The organism is Nocardia sp. NPDC059195, assembly GCF_042754695.1.
Taxonomy (GTDB): Bacteria; Actinomycetota; Actinomycetes; order Mycobacteriales; family Mycobacteriaceae; genus Nocardia.
In genome coordinates this window covers 26,343-45,613 of the sequence record NZ_JBHZBG010000035.1, presented here as the reverse complement: position 1 = coordinate 45,613, position 19,271 = coordinate 26,343, and the positions used below count along the sequence as shown (strand labels likewise).

The window sequence follows — 19,271 nt, the reverse complement described above, 5'->3', positions numbered from 1 at the left end:
TGGCCGCACACGGCGGCCGGTTGAATGCCGGAGGACATCACTTGATCGGCCAGATGCTGGAAGGGCGCTATCGCATCGATGCGCCGATCGCCCGCGGCGGGATGTCGATGGTCTTCCGTGGGACAGACACCCGGCTCGATCGCCCCGTGGCGATCAAGGTGATGGATCCGAAGTTCGCCGGCGACCCGCAGTTCCTCAGCCGTTTCGAGTTCGAGGCGCGGGCGGTGGCCAAGCTCAAGCATCCGTCGCTGGTCGCGGTGTACGACCAGGGTATCGACGGCGAATACCCGTTCCTGATCATGGAATTGGTCGAGGGCGGCACGCTGCGTGAGCTGCTGCGCGAACGCGGGCCGATGCCGCCACACGCCGTGCGCGCCGTGGCCGAGCCGGTGCTGCGCGCGATCGGCACCGCCCACGACGCCGGCCTGGTGCACCGCGATGTGAAACCCGAAAACGTGCTGATCTCCGACGCGGGCGAGGTGAAGATCGCCGACTTCGGCCTGGTCCGCGCCGTGGCCGCGGCCAACACCACCTCCGCGAGTGTGATCCTCGGCACGGCCGCCTACCTCTCCCCCGAGCAGGTCACCACCGGCACCGCCGACGCCCGCAGTGACGTGTACGCCTTCGGTGTCCTCATCTTCGAGCTGCTCACCGGGCGGGTGCCGTTCAGCGGTGACAACTCGCTGTCGGTGGCGTATCAGCGGGTCGAGAACGACGTGCCTGCGCCGAGCAACTTCATCGGTGGCGTGCCGCCCGAATTCGACGCCCTGGTCGCCAAGGCCACCTCCCGCGACCCCGCGCAGCGCTTCGCCGACGCCAACGAGATGGCGGCGAAACTGCAGACGATCGCGATGGAGCTGAACCTGCCGCCGTATCGGGTGCCCGCACCGCGCGACTCGGCCGAACATCTCAGCGAGAGCTACCAGACCGGCGCCGCGCATCATCCCGGCGAGCGCCCGGCGACCCCGCATCCTGTCGCCGCACACCATTCCCACGCACCCGAACCGCACCACACCAGGGTGGTGACCGCGCAGCGCCCTCGGCAGGAGGAGTATTCCCCCGCACCGGCGGCGAGCGCGTTCGGCAGTGGCGACAATCATTCGCGCCGAACGGGATTGGTGTGGGTGGGCATCGTCACCGCGCTCACCCTGCTGGTCGGCATCGGGGGCTGGTGGCTCGGCGTCGGCCGCTACACCGCCGTGCCGCCGATCGCGGGCATGGACTCCGCGCGGGCCGTCGCGGTCCTGCACGAGGCCGGTTTCGAGACGGCGTTGCGGCAGAAGGCCTCCGACACGATTCCGGTGGGCGGGGTCGTCGGCACCGATCCGTCGGCCGGGTCGCGGGTGACCAAGAGTTCCACGATCGCGGTGCTGATCTCGAACGGCAAACCGCGAGTGCCCGATATCAAGCCCGGCGACCAGCTCAGCGCGACCAATCAGGCGATCCGCGATGCGGGTCTGCAGCCGATCGACAGCGGTGAGGCGGCGAGTACCGCGCCGAAGGGTTCACTGGCGAAGGTGGAGCCCGCGCCGGGCACGATTCTGCCGATGGGCGCGCAGGTGAAGGTGTACCGCAGCAAGGGATCTCAGCCGGTCAATGTGCCCGATGTGCGCGGCAAGACCGCCGAGGAGGCAGCGAGTGCGCTGACCACCGCGGGCCTGGTCGTGCGCGAGACGCGCGTGCAGTTCGACAAGAACGTCGAGGGCGACAAGGCGATCGCCACCGAGCCCGCCGTCGGCACCACCCTGCAATCGGGCGACACCGTGACGCTGATTCTGTCGAACGCGGTGAAGGTGCCCAATGCGATGGGTCAGACCGTCGGCAATGCCCGTTCCAAGCTGCAACAGCTCGGCCTGCGGGTGGAGGTCAAGTCCCTCACCGATTCCGACAGTTCCCTGGTGATCGGCCAGGTACCGGGCATCAACTCGAATGTGGAGGCGGGCAGCGTCGTGACGCTCACCGCCCTGCCTTGAAGGGGTAAGGATCCCGAGAAGGAAAAAGAAAAGCCCGGGCGCGGTCCTCGCTGACCGCCCCGGGCTCGTCCCGCTGATTCAGCGCAGCATCTCCGCGACCAGGAACGACAGTTCCAGGGACTGCTGGGTGTTCAGGCGCGGGTCGCAGGCGGTTTCGTAGCGGCCGCCGAGGTCGAGGTCGGAGATGTCCTGGGCGCCGCCGAGGCACTCGGTGACGTTCTCGCCGGTCAGCTCGATGTGGAGGCCGCCGGGGTGGGTGCCGAGGGCGTGGTGGACCTCGAAGAAGCCCTGGACCTCGTCGACGATGCGGTCGAAGTGGCGGGTCTTGAACCCGGTGGACGACTCGTGGGTGTTGCCGTGCATGGGGTCGCACTGCCAGATCACCTGGTGGCCGGTGGCCTGCACCTTCTCGATGATCGGGGGCAGCACATCGCGCACCTTGCCGTTGCCCATGCGGGCGACCAGGGTGAGTCGGCCCGGCTCGTTGTTCGGGTCGAGCCGTTCGACGTATTCCACGGCCAGCTCCGGCGTGGTGGTCGGCCCGATCTTGAGGCCGATCGGGTTCGCGAGGAGTTCGGCCAGGGCGATGTGGGCGCCGTCGAGCTGACGGGTGCGCTCACCGATCCACAGGAAATGCGCGGACAGGTCGTAGAGCAGCGGTTCGCCCGTTTCGGACTCGCTCAGCCGCAGCATGGCACGCTCGTAGTCCAGGACCAGCGCCTCGTGCGAGGCGTAGATGCGCGCGGTCTTCAGGCTCGGGTCGTTGACCTGGCAGGCGGCCATGAAGCGCAGGCCGCGGTCGATCTCTTCGGCGAGCGTCTCGTAGCGCGCGCCCGCGGGCGACTGGGCGACGAAATCGCGGTTCCAGTCGTGCAGGCGGTGCAGGTCGGCGGTGCCCGCGCTGGTCAGGGCACGGACCAGGTTCATCGCGGCACTGGCATTGGCGTAGGCGCGGACCAGTCGCGACGGGTCGTGGCGGCGCAATGCCTCGTCGGCGACGAGCGAGTTCACCATGTCGCCGCGGTAGGACTTCAGGCCGAGGGCGTCGGTGTCGGACGAGCGCGGCTTGGCGTACTGGCCCGCGATCCGCGCCACCTTCACCACCGGCAGACTCGCACCGTAGGTGAGTACGACGGCCATCTGCAGCAGCGTGCGGATATTGCCGCGGATGTGCGGTTCGGTGTTGTCGGCGAAGGTCTCCGCGCAGTCACCGCCCTGCATCAGGAACGCCTCACCGCGCGCGACGGCGGCCAGCTGCGCCTTGAGGTCCTCCACCTCGGCGGGCAGGCAGATCGGTGGCACGCTCTCGAGCACAGTCCGCATCGCGGCGGCCTCGTCGGCGTCCCAGGACGGCTGCTGCAGGGCGGGCCTGGCCAGCGCGGCATCGAGGCGACCGCGCAACTCGGCGGGCAGCGGCGGCAGTTCCGGCAGGCGGTCAATGGGTACGTCGACGGTCCAGGTCACCAGATCAGAATACGGACCTGCTCTGGCCGCGCCTACCCCCGGGCCGCTCCGTACGGCCGTGTCAGCGCTTCCTCACACCGGGCAAACGAGCAGGTTGGTGGACTGGCATGCGGTCACGACACCGCGACCACACGATCAGAAGGGTCTACCGAAGATGAAGACGAACCTGCCCGAACGCACGACCGTCCGCACCGCGCTGGTGACCGGCCTCGCCACACTCGCCACCGTGGGCACCATCGGCATGGCGGCCGCCGCACCGGCCGACCGGTCGCATCCGATGCTCGACACAACCTGTTCACTGGAACAGATCGAGGCCGCCGCGCTCGCCCACGCCCCCGAGCTCGCCGCGAAGATGGCGCAGCACCCCGAGCATCGGGCGAAACTCGCCGAACTGCTGTCGAAGACGCCCGAGGAGCGGCGCATCGTCATCCAGCAGCGCCAGGGTGCACACGCCGGACAGCACACCGGCGAGCACACCGGACAGCACGCCGCGATGCGCGAGGTATTCGAGGTCTGCGGCGACTACTGATCGCGCGCCCGGGTCGGTGACCGCGTGTTCGTGAGCTCGGTCGTGAGCCGCCCACCCGCGCGAACTATCGGCTGAGGCCGGTGTTCGGGGTTCCGGCGGCGGGCAGTGACACCGTGATGATCAGCCCGCCGGCGGGATCGGCGGCCGCGTGCACGGAGCCACCGTGCGCGTGCGCGACCGACCGGACAATGGAAAGCCCGAGCCCGGCGCCCCGGCGCGCGCCGGGCTCGTCGGCGCGGCGGGTGATCGCGGACGCGCGACGGAACGGCTCGAACAAGCCGTCGAGTTCGAAAACCGGCACCACGGGCCCGGTGTTCGCGACCACCAGCCGCACCAATCCATCCGCACTCTCGCAGCGGATCCGCACCCGGCCGTCGGAGACGTTGTAGCGCACCGCGTTGTCGACGAGATTGTGTACCAGCCGTTCCAGCAGGATCGGGTCGCCGTCGACCGGCGCGGTGGCGAGCGAACAATCCACTGCCACTCCGGCATCAGCGGCCGCACCAGCGCTCGACCCGGCCACATGGCGGGCGAGATCGGCGAGATCGCAGCGCCGGTGTTCGGTGAGCAATTGCTCGCTCGAAACCAGCAGCAACAATCCCTCGATGAGGCGTTCGTGCCGTCCATTGACCTCGAGCAAGGTCTCACCGAGCTGACGCAGCGACGCGGGCGGATCGGGCCGATCCAACGCCACCTCGATCAGGGTGCGGTTGATCGCCAACGGCGTGCGCAGCTCGTGGGACGCGTTGGCGACGAAGCGCCGCTGGCCGTCGAACGCGCGATCGAGGCGCTCGAGCATGGCGTCGAAAGTGTCGGCGAGGTCTTTGATCTCGTCGGGTGGCCCTTCCAGTGCGATCCGTTCGTGCAAGCTGCGGTCGGCGACCCGGCGTGCCGTCGCGGTGACCCGCTGCAGCGGTGCCAGCGCGCGCCCGGCGAGCAGCCACCCGAAGCCCGCCGCCGCGATCCCGACCACAACGAGCGCGGTCAACGACGTCAACAGCATCGCCCGCAGGACTTCGCGACGCTCCTGTTCGGCCTGCGCGACGATGGCCTCGGCCAACCGGTCGGCGGCAGGCATCCGGTCGCCCAGCGCCAGGTGCTTGCTGATGATCATGTGGGTGGCCGCCACGGGCCGCTGCTCCAGCCACTGCTCGAGCGAGAAGTACATCAGCGCGATCAGCACCGCACCGGCCACGAAGAACGACCCCGCGTACAGCAGCGTCAACCGCAGCCGGATGGTCGAGCGCGACCTACTCATCGGATCCGGTAGCCGATGCCCGGCTCGGTCTCGATCAACGCCGGTTCCCCGAGTTTGCGTCGCAACATCATGATCGCGTACCGCACCACGCCGGTGAACGGGTCGATGTTCTCGTCCCATGCCTTCTCCAACAACTGCTCGGTCGACACCACACCTCCGTCGGCGCGCATGAGCTCACCCAGCACCGCGAACTCCTTACGCGACAAGGCGATCGGCACACCATCGCGGGTGAGCGCGCACCGGTGCACGTCGAGACGCAGGCCGGCGCGCGTGAGGATCGGCGGTGTCGCGGGCCTGGACCGGCGCGCGAGCGCCTGTACCCGCGCGACCAGTTCGGCGAACGCGAACGGTTTGGTCAGGTAATCGTCGGCACCGAGCCCGAGCCCGGCGACCCGCTCGCGAATCGCGGTCGCCGCGGTCAACATCAGCACCCGGCTGTCCACCCCGTGCTCGATCATCCAGCGGCACACCTCGTCACCGGAGGCACCGGGCAGGTCGCGGTCGAGTACGACGACGTCGTAGTCGTTCACCGGCACTCTTTCCAATGCCGCGTCACCGTCGTAGACGACGTCCACCGCCATCGCGTAGCGACGCAATCCCGTGCCGATCGCGTCGGCCAGCACTGTCTCGTCTTCGACCACCAGCACCCGCACCCGGGTCATCCTGCCCGGCGAAGCTGTTGGTTCGCTGTGAGGGCGAATATTCGCAGTACCAGGACCCGTGCGTCCGGCAGCCCGACCGTCGACATAGGGTTTCGGTCGGACGAGCACCCCACCGGCACGAAGAGGCGATTTCCCTGCGATATTTCTACGATTCGGAATTCATCGAGGACGGCACGACGATCGACCTGGTCTCGATCGGCGTCGTCTGCGAGGACGGGCGCGAATACTATGCGGTCTCCACCGAATTCGATGCGGGGCGGGCGGGACCGTGGGTCCGTAAGCATGTGCTGCCGAAGCTCCCGCCCGCCGGGTCGCCGCTGTATCGCACCAGGGAACAGATCCGCGACGACCTGTTCAAGTTCTTCCTGCCGCGGCCGAGTGTGCAGCCGGAGCTGTGGGCCTGGGTCGGCGCCTACGACCATGTGGCGCTGTGCCAGCTGTGGGGTGACATGACCGCGCTACCCAAGGGCATGCCGCGCTACACCAACGAACTGCGCCAGCACTGGGCTGTCAACGGCAGCCCGGCGCTGCCGCCCATCCCCGACGACGCGCACGACGCCCTCGCCGACGCCCGCCACAACCTGGCCAAGTTCGAGGCCATCGAGACATACCGGCGCACCCCGCGCCTCTAGGACAACAGCGAAGGCCCCGAGTCGAATTCGACTCGGGGCCTTTGTGCTACACGTCAGGTCAGTGACCGAACGGCTCGCTGTTGTTGGCGATAGCCTGCTGCTCGGCGAGGACGGTGAGCATCCGGTGCTCCTCGTTCTCCTCGATCTCGGCCCAGGACTCGCCCTCGGCCCTCGGGTCGGCCTTGAGGAAGCTACCGGTGCCCGGCTTGCCCGCCGAACCCAGCTTGTTCATCTTCTTGGGCACCGAGGCGCCCTGGTATTCCAGCGGGATGGCGTGGCCGTGCGCGTCGACCCCACCCAGTGGCTGGTGGATCTCGATGTACTCGCCGTGCGGCAGACGCTTGATCACACCGGTCTCGATGCCGTGTTCGAGCACCGCCCGGTCACTGCGCTGCAGACCGATGCAGAACCGGTAGGTCACGAAGTACGCGATCGGCGGCAGCAACAGCAGACCGATACGACCGATCCAGGTGGTCGCGTTCAGCGAGATGTCGAACTTCAGCGCGATGATGTCGTTGACACACGACAGCGTGAGCACCACGTAGAACGCGATGGACATGGCGCCGATCGCGGTACGCACCGGCACGTCGCGCGGACGCTGGAGCAGGTTGTGGTGCGCCGTGCGGTCGTTGGTGAGCCGCTTCTCGATCCACGGGTAGGCGATCAGCAGCGTGAACACCAGACCCATGACGAGCGCCACCCAGAACGCCGCCGGGATCGTGTACCGACCCAGGTAGAGCTCCCATGGCGGCATCAGACGCGCCATACCATCGGTCCACATCATGTAGAAGTCGGGCTGTGAACCCGCCGACACCTGGGATGGGTTGTACGGACCGAGGTTCCAGATCGGGTTGATCTGCAGGACACCGCCCATGATGCCGACGATGCCGAGGGTGAACGCGAAGAACGCGCCCTGGTCGGCGGCGAACACCGGGATGATGCGCGCGCCGACCACGTTGTGCTCGGTGCGGGCCGGTCCGGGGAACTGGGTGTGCTTCTGGTACCAGACCAGCGCGACGTGCGCGCCGATCAGCGCCAGGATGATGCCGGGCAGCAACAGCACGTGCGCGATGTAGAGGCGCGGGATGATGATGTCGCCGGGGAAGTCGCCGCCGAACATCAGCCAGTGCATCCAGGTACCGACGACCGGCACACCGATTGTGATGCCCGAGAACGCGGCACGCAGGCCGGTACCGGAGAGCAGATCGTCGGGCAGCGAGTAGCCGAAGAAGCCTTCGAACATCGCCAGGATCAGCAGCAGCGAGCCGATCACCCAGTTCGCCTCACGCGGCTTGCGGAACGCGCCGGTGAAGAAGATGCGGAACAGGTGGATGATGATCGACGCCGCGAACAGCAGGGCCGCCCAGTGGTGGATCTGCCGGACGAACAGACCGCCGCGCACCTCGAAGGAGATGTTCAGCGCGGTCTCGTACGCCCGCGACATGCCGACACCGCGCAGCGGCTGGTAGGCGCCGTCGTAGACCACGTGGGTCATCGACGGGTCGAAGAACAGCGTCAGGTACACACCCGACAGCAGCAGGATGATGAACGCGTAGAGCGCGATCTCACCCAGCAGGAACGACCAGTGGGTCGGGAAGACCTTGTTGATCGACCGCTTCATGAACGCGGCGGCGCGATACCGCTCGTCCAACTCGTTTACCTGGCTCATGAACGACGCTCCCAGAAGGCCGGGCCGAGCGGCTCGATGAAGTCGCCCGCGGCGACCAGGAAGCCCTCGGAGTTGACGGTGATCGGCAGCTGAGGCAGCGCGCGGGCGGCAGGACCGAAGACCGGCTTACCCCACTCGGTCGCCGAGAACTGCGACTGGTGGCAGGGGCACAGGATCCTGTTGGTCTGCTGCTCGAACAGCGAGGTGGGGCAGCCGAGATGGGTGCAGATCTTCGAGTAGGCGAAGTAGTCGCCGAAGTTGAAGCTCTCCTGGCCCTTGCGCTTGATCGCCTTCTCCGCGTCTTCGGTGCGCAGGCGGATCATCATGACCGCGTTGCGGATACCGCGCAGCGACTGCAGGGTCTCGTGCGCATCCCCGCGCCACTTCTCTTTCCACGGGAACACGGTTTCCATCGCGCCCGCGTCCAGGTCTTCCGGGCGCACCAGGACGATGTCGTTGGGGCGACCGGTGTCGCGGCGGATGTAGATGGTCTCGCCCGGGTAGTCCGGGGTCCAGCCCGAGACCCACAGCGGCGACTTGTCGCGCTTGGCCCACGGGTTCTTCACCATGCCGCCGATGAACACCAGCGCGGCACCGATACCGAGCACACCGACACCGGCACCCGCGGTGCCGAGCATCATCTTGCGACGACCGAGGGTGGAGGTCTCGAGCGCGTCGCCCAGCTCGGCCGCCAGGGTGCGGCGCTCGACCTCGGGCGACGGGCCGTCGTGGCGCTGCTGGATGGAGATCTCGGCCGGGATGAACCGCTTGCGGATCAGCACGACCGCGATGCCGATGACCAGCACCGAGATGCCGAAGGTCAGGCCGACGAGCGGGGTGTACAGCGAGTAGGCGGCATGGCCTTCATCGCCGTAGCCCTTCCACTCCCACGGCCAGAACAGGAAGACACCGATGAGCGCGGCGGCGGCCAGGCCGGAGATGGCGAACCAGAACGTGACCGCGCGTTCGGCGCGCTTCTCGGCCTTGGTGCCCGGCACCGGCCACCGCTCGTTGCGGTAGACGACATCGACGTCGTCGCGATTGGTGCCGAGCTCGACCAGCTCGTCACGCGTCATCGCGTCCAGTTCGTCTTCGGTGGGTTCGCGACCCATGTCGCTGTGCTCCTGTCCACTCATGATCGGGATCCGATCCACATCGCGGCGCCGACAACGGCGGTGATGCCGATAACCCAGATGGCGAGGCCTTCCGTGGCCGGACCGAAACCGCCGAGATCCCAGCCGCCGGGGGCCTTCTCCTCGGCGGAGTTCCTGACGTAGGCGACGATGTCGCGCTTCTCCTCCGGCGACAGCTGCCGGTCGGAGAACTTGGGCATGTTCTGCGGGCCGGTGATCATCGCTTGGTAGATCTGCTGCTCGTTGGCCTCGGCCAGCGGCGGCGCGAACTTGCCACCGGAGAGCGCCCCACCGCGACCGGTGAAGTTGTGGCAGGAGGCGCAGTTCATGCGGAACAGCTCCGAGCCACGGGCGATGTCGTCGCCGCGCAACGATTCCTGGGCGATCTCACCGTTGGCGTCGCGGATCACCGAGGGGCCACCACCGTTGGCTGCGACGTAGGCGCCGAGCGCGTCGGTCTGGTGCGCGTCGAACTTCGGCGGTTTGCGCAATGCCTGGGCGCCGTTGGCGGCCATCGGCATACGACCGGTGGAAACCTGGAAGTAGACGGCGGCCTCGCCGACGCCGATCAGGCTCGGACCACGATCGGCGACACCCTGCAGGTTCGCGCCGTGGCACGTGACGCAGGAGGTGTCGTAGAGCTGCTTGCCCTCGCGGATGAGCGCGGACTGGTCCTCGTGCGCGGTCGCGACCTGCGCCTGCGGAGTGAGCGCGGTAGCCAGGAAGCCGGCTCCGACCAAACCGATCATCAGCGCGAGAGCACCCGCGATACGACGGCGGGCGCGACGCTGTTTACGCGCCTTGGCGGCCTGTGCGGCCTGCCCGGCGCCGGGGCCGGCGGGCTCTGGGGCCGACGGGGGAGATGAACTCATCTGTGTCCCTTTGGAGTAGACGGAACCGACTTGTGCAAATGCTGTGTGCCGCGCGCTAGCGGACGAAGTAGATCGTCGCGAACAGCCCGATCCAAACGATGTCGACGAAGTGCCAGTAGTAGGACACCACGATCGCGGCGGTGGCCTGGGCGGGGGTGAATTTGCTCAGCGTGGTGCGGATGAGCAGGAACACGAACGCGATCAGACCACCGATCACGTGCAGACCGTGGAAGCCGGTGGTGATGTAGAAAACCGAGCCGTACGAGCTGCCGGCGATCGAAGTTCCCTCCTCCACCAGGTGGTAGTACTCGTAGCCCTGCCCGGCGACGAAGAACGCGCCCATCAGCAGGGTGATCGTGTACCAGCGACGGAGACCGAACACATCGCCCTTCTCCGCGGCGAACACACCCATCTGGCAGGTGAACGAGGACGCGATCAGCACGGCCGTCACCGGAATCGCGAGCTTCATGTTCAGCTCGGTCGGCTCCGGGGGCCAATGTCCCTGCGCCTGCGCGCGAGCAACGAAGTACATGGCGAACAGGCCGGCGAAGAACATCAGCTCGCTCGACAGCCAGATGATGGTTCCGACGCTGACCATGTTGGGCCGGTTCAGCGAATGCACACGCTGAGTAATGGCCGATCCTGGGGTGCCTACTGCGGTCGTCACGGGGTAAGTATGACTCTTCGTAGTACGACACATGTACCCGGGTACGAAAGTTTGTGGCGCCAGTCGGAAAACCCACGCACAGAGGGGGTCTACGACTTCCGTCGGCGTGTTGGCGACGATCGCGCGACAACCCATTGTGACAGCGTTGGATGTGGATAGGCTGAGACGAGGAGGCGGCGATGGTCGTGGTGCGGATGTGGCGGCGGCTGTTCGGTGGGTCGGCGCGGGAGTTGGATCCAAGGCGTGACGATCTTGTCGTGGTCGCGTCGAGTTTCGACGATGTCGAGGCTTGTTCGACCGCGCTGGACCGAGCCGGTGAGCTGGATCGGGAAGCCGACGCGGTGTTGCGGCATCATCTGCGGCTACCCGCCGGGCAGATCGAGGCCGCGTGCGAGATCGCCGGGTACGACGGATACGAACGCGCCGAGGCCGCCGCTCCCGGGCAGGACCTGGTTCCGGTCATCTTGCAGCGGGTGCAGCGGCTCGATCCGCTGAGCTGTTCGCAGGAACGCTCGCGGATGGCCGGGCTCGCGCAGCGCCACGACGGCGTGGCCGACGGTTGGGACGCGCTGCAACCGCCCCGCACCGCCCCGTAAACTTGCCCGACGGCGCAAAAAGACCTTGTGCCACCTCCGCGCGCCCGATCTAGAGTGGCGCAACGGTCTCGTCGAAGGAGAAGCAGAGCAGATGAGCGTGCGCAGCTGGCCCCAGGTGCTCGGAACCCTCGCCGACGGTGGCGACCTGGCCGCGGACGACACCACCTGGGTGATCGACGAGATCTTCACCGACAACGCCACTCCGGCCCAGATCGCGGCGTTCGGCGTCGCCATGAAGATCAAGGGCCCGACGCCGACCGAACTGGCGGGCATGGTGGCCGGGATGCTCGGGCACGCGCGACTGGTTCATATCGAAGGCGACGCGGTCGATGTCGTCGGCACCGGCGGCGATCGTTCGGGGTCGGTGAACATCTCGACCATGTCCTCGGTGGTCGTGGCGGCGGCCGGGGTACCGGTGGTCAAGCACGGGAACCGGGCGGCGTCGTCGAAATCCGGTGGGGCCGACGTGCTCGAAGCGCTGGGGGTCAAGCTCGCGCTCGGACCCGAGTCGGTGGCGCGGTCGGTGCGCGAGGTGGGGATCGGGTTCTGTTTCGCGCCGCTGTTCCACTCCGGGCTGCGTTTCGCCGGTGCCGCGCGCAAGGAGATCGGCATTCCGACGGTGTTCAACGTGCTGGGGCCGCTGACCAATCCGGCGCAGCCGCGGGCCGGGCTGATCGGGTGCGCGTTCGCCGATCTCGCGCCCGTGATCGCCGGGGTGTTCGCGGCGCGCGGGGCGAGTGCGCTGGTAGTGCGTGGGCGGGACGGGCTCGACGAGATCACCACCTCGGATCTCACCGACGTGTGGGTGGTCAGTGGCGGGCGGATCCGGCACACGCTGATCGATCCGACGCGGCTCGGCATCGCCCGGGTAGATCTGGACGACCTGCGCGGCGGGGATGCCCAGGTCAACGCCCAGGTCGCGCGCGATGTCTTCGCGGGGACGGCCGGAGCTGTTCGTGATGCGGTGCTGTTGAACTCGGCCGCGGCGATCGTGGCCTACGACCTCTCCCGCGGGGTCGGCGATGCCGATCTCGACCTGGACGCGGCTCTGACCGGCGGGCTCGAGCGCGCCGCCGCCGCGGTGGACAGCGGGGCGGCGGCCAAGTTGCTGCAGAGCTGGGCCGAACTCACCCAGGTGCTCGACGAGAACTGAACCGCGGGCTCACTCCCCCAGCGAGAATCCGGCTTCCACGTCGGCGCTGGAATAGGACTTGAAGGCGATGTGGGTGGTGGTGCGGACCACGCCCGCCACCTTGTCGATGCCCGCGGTGACCACCTCGGCGATGCGCGCGTGGTCGCGGACCCGCACGATCGCGATCAGGTCCACGTCGCCCGCGCAGGAGTACACCTCGGCGACACCTTCGGTGTCGGCGAGGGCCTGCGCGGTCTCGGGGATGCGAGAGTTCTGCGCCTGGATCATCACGATCGCGGTAATCATGGGATCACTCTAGAACTTCGGGCCGCTCGGTGGCCGCTTTGAACCGTCGCATCAGGTCACGACTCTTCACACCGGGTGCCGTTTCCACCGAACTGGACACGTCGACACCGTAGGGCCGGTGCCGGGCGATGACATCGGCGACGTTGTCCGGGTCGAGGCCCCCCGCCAGCACGACCCGGCCCGGCTGCGCGCGCACCCAGTCGGGAAATTCCTCGAAGACACCGGAGCCCGCGCTGGCGTCGTAGAAGAAGTATTCGCTGGTCTGCCCCGGTTCCGGCGGGTTCGACGAGCAGAAGGCCAGGTTCGGCAGGTCGGCCCACTGGTAGAGCTGCACGACGTCGAACGCGTCGGCCACCTCGGCGACCTCGCTCGCCTGCAGGGCGACGGCGAAGGTGGTGATGCGGCCGCGCGCGTAATCGGCGAGGGCGCGTGCCTGTTCGGGGGTGCGGTACCGCTTGCTCTTGGTCGTCAGCATGACGCCGATCGCCGAGTATCCGAGCTCGACCGCCCAGTCGATCTGCTCCTCGGTGGTCAACCCGCACACCTTCACGAACATCGGCCGCTGCTCCTCATCCCTGCGCCGCGCCACAGTGCACGGAGTCGAGTTCCATAATCCAGGACGGACTCCACACCCGTTCGGCCAGCCGCCGGAGGCTGTTGTTCCAGCGGCTCGTCAACGCTCGGCCAGGTACTGCTCCTGCTCACTCCTGGTCGCCGCGGCCGCGCGAGCGAGCTGCGCCCACCCCACCCAGCGACCGGCGCCGTGCAGCGGTTCGTGGTATCCGTCGCTGGTGCGCACGATCCGCGCGCCCGGTTTGGCGAGCCAGCGAGCGATTACTCCGACTTCCTCCGGTGGGGCGCCGCGCAGGGGTGGGATGTCGTCGGCGCCAGGTATGGCGGTGCCGGGGCTCGCGGACGCGGCGGTGGGTTCTACAGACGTGGTGGCGGAGTCGGCTGCTGGGCGCTGGGTCCCGCTACCCGACGACGCGACGCCGAGGTCGGGGATCACTGTTTCGGCGGCGGCGACAATCTGATCGACGACGGCCATCGGTGGGGTGCCGCGGGCGGCGGTGCCCGCGGCGGCGAGGCGGCCGTAGCGGATGACGGAGAATTCCCAGCCGCCCGCACCGTCGGGGAGGGCGATGATCAATTCCGCGAGGCGGGCCAGGGCGGTCAGTCGCTGGGTGCGGTGGAGTTTGGTGGCGACGGCCGCGGCGCGGTCACGCAGACGGGCGGCCGCCTCGAAATGCTGTGCGGTGGAATGTGTTTCGATGCGATCGATCATCGCGCGGAGCAGGGTGTCGGCGCGACCGGTGAACAGGTCGCGGACCGCGTCGACAGCCGGGGCGTACCTCGCCGCGTCCAGATCACCATCTCGAGCGGCGGGGCAGCCGCCGACGACAGCGGGTGGGCAAGTGTGTTTCGCCGTGCGGGTGAGGCGCGTGGCGCAGGTTCGCATCCCGGCGAATTCGGCGATCGTCAACGCCACATCGACCGCGTGGACACGAGAATTGAACGGCCCCACCGCGGTTCGGGTCGGGGTACGCACGGCGACCAGCCGGGGGAAAGCCTCGTCGCTGAGCGTGAGCCACCACCCTTTCTTCGGGAACTTCGAGCGACGGTTGTACGGCGGCGCGTGCGCGGCGAGCAACCGCAACTCGCGGACCCCGGCCTCGAGGCCGTGCGCGCACACCACATGGTCGACCCGAATCGCCAGTGCCACCATCTCTTTCATCCGGCCACGGGTTTCCGAGCCGGTGAAGTAGTTGCGCACGCGACGGCGCAGATTCACCGCCGTCCCTATATAGAGGACTTCCTCCGACGGTCCACGGAAGAGATAGACGCCGGGCGCGGCAGGCAGGTCGGTCGCGAACGTGCGCTTGGCGCGCTGGGTTCCGGTGACACCGGGCAGATAGTCGAGTAGCTCGGTCAGGCTGTGCACACCCTGATTGCCGACCCGACCGATCAGCGCGTGCAGCACGTCGACGGTGGCGCGGGCGTCATCGAGCGCGCGGTGCGTCGGCGTGGTCGACGCACCGAGAATCTGCGCCAGCACCCCGAGCCGCGCCGACGGCGCCTCGTCGCGCGTGAGCACCCGCCGCGCCAATTTCACGGTGCACAGCACCTGCGGATTGGGCCAGGTGATCTCCTGACGCGCCGCGGCGGCTTTGAGAAACGCGGTGTCGAATCGCGCGTTGTGCGCCACCAGCACCGCCCCCGCCGCGAACTCTAAGAACCCCGTCAACACCCCCTCGATCCGTGGCGCGTCGTACACCATCGCCGTGGTGATCCCCGTGATCTGCACGATGGCGGGCGGAATCGCGTACCCCGGATTCACCAACGTCGCGAACTCCCCCAGCACCTCACCCCCACGCACCTTCACCGCCCCGATCTCGGTGATCGCGTCCCGATCCGCGCTGGTCCCGGTCGTTTCGAGGTCGACGACGACGAAAGTGGTGGCATACAGCGGAGTATCGAGCTCATCGAAGGCCAACTGCCGAGCGGCAGCCGGGAGCGGAAGGGGATCGGGCACGGCGAGCAGCGTAGGACGGGGGTCCGACAAGCTCGTGTCAGCGCCGCTTCTGGCGTTTGAGGTACAGCGCCAGCTCGTCGTAGCTGCCGTCACCGTTGGCGAATTCGACCACATTGCGGGCGGATTCGAACCAGGCGCCGGTGCTCGGCCGGATCTGGGCCAGCGCCGCCCGCACGTCCGCCATGCCGATCGGGCGTACTTCACCCGAGCGCATCGAGTCGGCCATGGCCAGCTGGGTGGCCGAGGTGCACACGTGGGCGAGGTCGGCGCCGGAGAGGCCGTCGGTGTGGGCGGCGAGGGTGGTGAGGTCGATGCCCGCCACGGGGCGGTCGCGCAGGTGGTAGTGCAGGATCGACGCGCGGGCGGCGAGATCGGGCAGACCGACGAAGATCATCCGGTCGAAGCGGCCCGGCCTGCGCAGCGCGACGTCGACATCCCACGGGTGGTTGGTCGCGCCGAGCACGAACACCCCTTCATTGCTGTGGGTGGCGGAATCCATTTCGGTGAGCAGTTGGTTCACGACCGTGCGCATGGTCGCCGAGGCTTGCATCTGACTGCGCTTGTGGCCGAGCGCGTCGACCTCGTCGAGGAACAGCACGCAGGGGGCGTTGCGACGGGCCATCTCGAAGATGCTGTGCACATTGCGTTCGCTGGCGCCGGTGTAGATGTCGAGGATGTCGGTGATCTCGATCGGGTAGAAGTTGGCGCCGAGTTCGCCCGCGACCGCCGAGGCGATGAAGGTCTTGCCGCAGCCGGGCGGGCCGTAGAGCAGCAGGCCACCGCGCGCCGAGGTGCCGAATGCCTTGGCCAGTTCCGGATTGCGCAGCGGGCCGAGCAGGGTGAGGTCGAGCTGCTGTTTCACCTCGGACATGCCGCCGACATCGGCCAGGCGCAGGGTCGGGCGCTCGACGGTGGCGGCGTCATCGTCGGTGACGAACTCGGTGGGGACGCCGTGCACGAATGCCGGTTCGATGATGTCGCCGACTTCGTCCTCGGCCGCGGCCCAGTCGAAGTCCGACTGCGCCGCGGAGGGTGCGACGGCGGAGCCGGGGGTGGAGGTGTCGGGCAAGGGCGCAGGGGCGACGCCCGGCGCGGGAGATCCACCGGACAACGCCGTCGTGCAACGCATCATCAACCCCAGGACCTGGGCATTCCCCGGATCGTGGCCGAGCGCGGTGCCACAGTGGGCGAGCGCGTCGGCATAGCGCTGCCGCTCGATCAGCAGCTCGATGACGCACACGCGCAGCGCGAGCACCGTCGGAGTGCGATCGAGCATCGTCAGCATGTCGGTCAAAACCTGGTCGTCGGCCACCCGCGCCCCCTTCGAACTGCGAATATTCGGCCGTACCCTAACCGCCACAACGGCTTTCCCGCCAAGCGGCGAGCACACAGATCCACTCGGCGACTCGTCCCCCGCCCCGGCTCGACGCGGGTCCGTGATCTTCGGCGCCGATAATTCGGCGCGAGGCTTTCGTTCTGATGCGAACAAAATGACCGAGATCAAACTCAATCGTGACCGGGCTCACATACTTATGAAATTCATATGAGTCCGTCAGATTTCAATGGGTAATCGGCCTTACCGCTCTGCGCACGTCGCAGCTCACGGCGCGCCGCCTGCGAGGCGGACCACCCGGCGAACCATCGATACCCGCGACGGGCACGTACCACCTGCGGGTTCACCGATTCGGGGAGCGAAAACAGCCCTGCGGGCCTTATTGGCGACGCGCCGGTAGCACTCCGAAATCCCAGTCGACGCGACCTGGCGTTATCGTTTCGTGATCGGGTGTGATCCAGCTCGCACACATTGCTCGGTGATATCACCCGAAATCCCCTTTGGACCGATGTCCGACTTTACAAACCCCCGTGATGTCTTCGTAACCTTTTTGAGACCTCACGGAGTCCCGCTGACCGGAAACGGCCGAGCGAGACGAAGCCCGCCGCGTCATACGGACACGGCGTCGTGGGGCAGATTGGAAGTTCCGCATCATGGCGAACAACACCGTCAAGCGTCAGGCGCAGCGTGCCGTTGCCGTCGGAGCCGTCGGCGCTGCCACCATCGGCGCGTTCCTCCTGCCGGCCGCCCCGGCATCGGCCACGCCGGTGACCGTGCCCGGCATCGGCACGTTCGAGGTGCCGAACGAGATTCCGCTGCCCCAAGGTATTCCCGGTATCGAGATCCCGGCCGCGCCGCAGGTTTTCACCGCGCCGCGCGCCACCGCCGCCGACATCGCCCTCGATGCCGCGCTGAGCAAGATCGGCTCGCCCTACGTCTACGGCGCCGCGGGCCCGAACGCCTTCGACTGCTCGGGTCTGATCCAGTGGGCCTACGCCCAGGCCGGCATGGACATTCCGCGCACCAGTGGCGCCCAGCTGGGTGCGGGCACCCCGGTCTCGATCGATGACCTGCAGCCCGGCGACATGGTGTCGTTCTACGGCGGCGGCCACTCCGGCATGTACGCGGGCGACGGCAACGTCGTGCACGCTTCCACCTCGGGCACCCCGGTCCAGCTCGCGCCGGTGTCGTCGATGCCGTTCGCGGGTGCTCGCCGCTTCTGATCCAGCCGGGCACGGTGCGTCGTTCACGGGGAAGGGCGCACCGTAGTCGCAGTGATCGTCCGGGCATACGCGCCGTCCACTGGGTTGAGCGGCGCACGTAGCTTTACTGGACACAGATGCATGCAGTTCCGTAACCTGATCGAGACCTTCTCGGCTGACGAGGAGATCCCGCTCAGGTATTGCGCTGCATCGGGGGACAACGAGAGAACGGGGCACGGGGCACTGTGACTGCACACCACCGGAATGCGCACGCTACGCGTGGTTTCGCCGGAACCCTGTCCGCCGCGATGCTGGTGTGCGCGATCTACACCGCCGGTCCCGCCGGCGCCGACCCGGTAGCCCTGCCGACCACCGCGACCGACGCGATCTCCCGGATGGTCGACCTCTCGCGCCAGTCCGAGCAGCTCAACCAACTCGCTCTTACCGCTCAGATCGATCTCGACGCCAAGCTCGCGGTACAGCGCGAGGCCGACGACAAAGTCGCCGCCACCTCCGCGGTCGTCGAGGCCGCCCGCGCCGAAGTGCGCAAGTTCCAGCCGATGATCGACCGCACCGCCGTGGCCGCCTATACCGGCGTGCGCACCAACAGCATGTTCGCCGTGCTGTCGAGCGGTTCACCGCAGCAGTTGCTGGACAAGATGTCGACGCTGGACGTGCTCGCCCAGCAGACCGCCGACACGGTCCGCCAGTTCAAACAGGCCGCCGACGCCGCCACTGCGGCCGACACCGTCGCCCGCACGGCCGCCGAGGCCGCGCATGCCGCGACCACCGCCGCCGACGCGGTGCGCGCCGATGTCGAACGCAAACGCCAGGACCTCGCCACCTCGACCACCTCCGTGGTCGAGGCATGGAGCCAGCTCTCGGCCCGCGACAAGTCGACGCTGGCCGGTTCGCCGTTCCCCCCCGGCTTCGACCGCGATTCGCTGCTGGCGGGCCTGGTTCCCGGCAGCGGCACGAGCGCGCTGGCCGCCGCCCTCACCCGCGTCGGCGATCCGTATGTCTGGGGCGCCACCGGGCCCGACCAGTTCGACTGCTCCGGTCTCGTGCAGTGGGCGTTCAAGCAGGTCGGTAAGAGTGTGCCGCGCACCAGTTCCCAGCAGGCGGGTTACGGCACGCCGGTGTCGAAGGACGAGCTGCTGCCCGGCGACGTGATCCTGTTCTATCCCGACATCACCCACGTCGGCATCTACGCGGGCAACGGAATGATGGTGCACGCCTCCACTTTCGGTGTGCCGGTCGCTGTCGCACCGATCAACACCACCCCGTACCACTCGGCCCGGCGATACTGA

At 67.9% G+C, this 19,271-nt stretch carries 18 protein-coding genes; 7 read left to right on the top strand and 11 right to left on the bottom strand.

Annotation, left to right across the window (positions count from 1 at the left end):
• Window positions 1-53: 53 nt before the first annotated feature.
• Entirely contained in the window at window positions 54-1,973 is a 1,920-nt protein-coding gene (gene pknB, locus ACFXKN_RS29845; protein WP_378964667.1) for a Stk1 family PASTA domain-containing Ser/Thr kinase, read from the top strand.
• A gap of 78 nt (window positions 1,974-2,051) precedes the next feature.
• On the opposite strand, the gene ACFXKN_RS29840 is transcribed toward pknB, so the two are convergent.
• Entirely contained in the window at window positions 2,052-3,437 is a 1,386-nt protein-coding gene (locus ACFXKN_RS29840; protein ID WP_378921718.1) for a class II 3-deoxy-7-phosphoheptulonate synthase, read from the bottom strand.
• A gap of 154 nt (window positions 3,438-3,591) precedes the next feature.
• On the opposite strand from ACFXKN_RS29840, the gene ACFXKN_RS29835 reads away from it, so the two are divergent.
• On the top strand, window positions 3,592-3,966 hold the full coding sequence (locus ACFXKN_RS29835) for a hemophore-related protein (protein WP_378964067.1): 375 nt from the start codon (window positions 3,592-3,594) through the stop codon (window positions 3,964-3,966).
• 64 nt (window positions 3,967-4,030) lie between these two features.
• Here the strand turns inward: ACFXKN_RS29835 and ACFXKN_RS29830 are convergent, their stop codons facing one another.
• Together ACFXKN_RS29830 and ACFXKN_RS29825 are read right to left on the bottom strand one after the other, a co-directional pair.
• A complete protein-coding gene (locus ACFXKN_RS29830) occupies window positions 4,031-5,224 on the bottom strand; it encodes a sensor histidine kinase (protein WP_378964070.1) in 1,194 nt (397 codons plus the stop codon).
• On the bottom strand, window positions 5,221-5,877 hold the full coding sequence (locus tag ACFXKN_RS29825) for a response regulator transcription factor (protein ID WP_378964077.1): 657 nt from the start codon (window positions 5,875-5,877) through the stop codon (window positions 5,221-5,223). Before ACFXKN_RS29825 ends, ACFXKN_RS29830 begins: the two co-directional genes overlap by 4 nt.
• Window positions 5,878-6,020: 143 nt before the next feature.
• On the opposite strand from ACFXKN_RS29825, the gene ACFXKN_RS29820 reads away from it, so the two are divergent.
• Window positions 6,021-6,518 carry a polyadenylate-specific 3'-exoribonuclease AS gene (locus tag ACFXKN_RS29820; protein WP_378921815.1) on the top strand — a complete coding sequence of 166 codons (498 nt, stop codon included), beginning with the start codon at window positions 6,021-6,023 and terminating at the stop codon, window positions 6,516-6,518.
• Between the two features lie 58 nt (window positions 6,519-6,576).
• Here ACFXKN_RS29820 and ACFXKN_RS29815 read toward each other — a convergent pair whose 3' ends face one another.
• From ACFXKN_RS29815 to ACFXKN_RS29800, 4 genes are read right to left on the bottom strand one after another with little or no spacing between them, the layout of a single operon-like run.
• Window positions 6,577-8,187 carry a cytochrome bc complex cytochrome b subunit gene (locus ACFXKN_RS29815; protein WP_378964082.1) on the bottom strand — a complete coding sequence of 537 codons (1,611 nt, stop codon included), beginning with the start codon at window positions 8,185-8,187 and terminating at the stop codon, window positions 6,577-6,579.
• Window positions 8,184-9,323: a ubiquinol-cytochrome c reductase iron-sulfur subunit gene (locus tag ACFXKN_RS29810; protein ID WP_378964085.1), complete on the bottom strand. Its 1,140-nt coding sequence runs from the start codon at window positions 9,321-9,323 to the stop codon at window positions 8,184-8,186. The genes ACFXKN_RS29815 and ACFXKN_RS29810 overlap by 4 nt, the downstream gene beginning before the upstream one ends.
• Window positions 9,320-10,192, bottom strand: coding sequence for a c-type cytochrome (locus ACFXKN_RS29805; RefSeq protein ID WP_378964090.1), 873 nt, complete (start codon window positions 10,190-10,192; stop codon window positions 9,320-9,322). Before ACFXKN_RS29805 ends, ACFXKN_RS29810 begins: the two co-directional genes overlap by 4 nt.
• Window positions 10,193-10,247: 55 nt before the next feature.
• Window positions 10,248-10,859 carry a heme-copper oxidase subunit III gene (locus tag ACFXKN_RS29800; protein WP_379434258.1) on the bottom strand — a complete coding sequence of 204 codons (612 nt, stop codon included), beginning with the start codon at window positions 10,857-10,859 and terminating at the stop codon, window positions 10,248-10,250.
• Between the two features lie 179 nt (window positions 10,860-11,038).
• Here ACFXKN_RS29800 and ACFXKN_RS29795 point away from each other — a divergent pair, with 179 nt between their 5' ends.
• Window positions 11,039-11,455, top strand: a complete 417-nt coding sequence (locus ACFXKN_RS29795) for a hypothetical protein (RefSeq protein ID WP_378964101.1) — start codon at window positions 11,039-11,041, stop codon at window positions 11,453-11,455.
• 91 nt (window positions 11,456-11,546) lie between these two features.
• A complete protein-coding gene (gene trpD / locus ACFXKN_RS29790) occupies window positions 11,547-12,608 on the top strand; it encodes an anthranilate phosphoribosyltransferase (RefSeq protein ID WP_379434257.1) in 1,062 nt (353 codons plus the stop codon).
• Between the two features lie 9 nt (window positions 12,609-12,617).
• Here the strand turns inward: trpD and ACFXKN_RS29785 are convergent, their stop codons facing one another.
• From ACFXKN_RS29785 to ACFXKN_RS29770, 4 genes are all read right to left on the bottom strand, one after another.
• Window positions 12,618-12,893 carry an Lrp/AsnC family transcriptional regulator gene (locus tag ACFXKN_RS29785; protein ID WP_378964112.1) on the bottom strand — a complete coding sequence of 92 codons (276 nt, stop codon included), beginning with the start codon at window positions 12,891-12,893 and terminating at the stop codon, window positions 12,618-12,620.
• 4 nt (window positions 12,894-12,897) lie between these two features.
• Window positions 12,898-13,449: a hypothetical protein gene (locus tag ACFXKN_RS29780; protein WP_378964115.1), complete on the bottom strand. Its 552-nt coding sequence runs from the start codon at window positions 13,447-13,449 to the stop codon at window positions 12,898-12,900.
• Window positions 13,450-13,566: 117 nt separating this feature from the next.
• Window positions 13,567-15,426, bottom strand: coding sequence for a DEDD exonuclease domain-containing protein (locus ACFXKN_RS29775; protein ID WP_379434256.1), 1,860 nt, complete (start codon window positions 15,424-15,426; stop codon window positions 13,567-13,569).
• A 37-nt stretch (window positions 15,427-15,463) separates the two neighbouring features.
• On the bottom strand, window positions 15,464-16,738 hold the full coding sequence (locus tag ACFXKN_RS29770) for an ATP-binding protein (RefSeq protein ID WP_379434255.1): 1,275 nt from the start codon (window positions 16,736-16,738) through the stop codon (window positions 15,464-15,466).
• A gap of 674 nt (window positions 16,739-17,412) precedes the next feature.
• On the opposite strand from ACFXKN_RS29770, the gene ACFXKN_RS29765 reads away from it, so the two are divergent.
• Entirely contained in the window at window positions 17,413-17,982 is a 570-nt protein-coding gene (locus ACFXKN_RS29765) for a C40 family peptidase (RefSeq protein ID WP_378964133.1), read from the top strand.
• Between the two features lie 224 nt (window positions 17,983-18,206).
• Window positions 18,207-19,271 carry an NlpC/P60 family protein gene (locus ACFXKN_RS29760; RefSeq protein ID WP_379434254.1) on the top strand — a complete coding sequence of 355 codons (1,065 nt, stop codon included), beginning with the start codon at window positions 18,207-18,209 and terminating at the stop codon, window positions 19,269-19,271.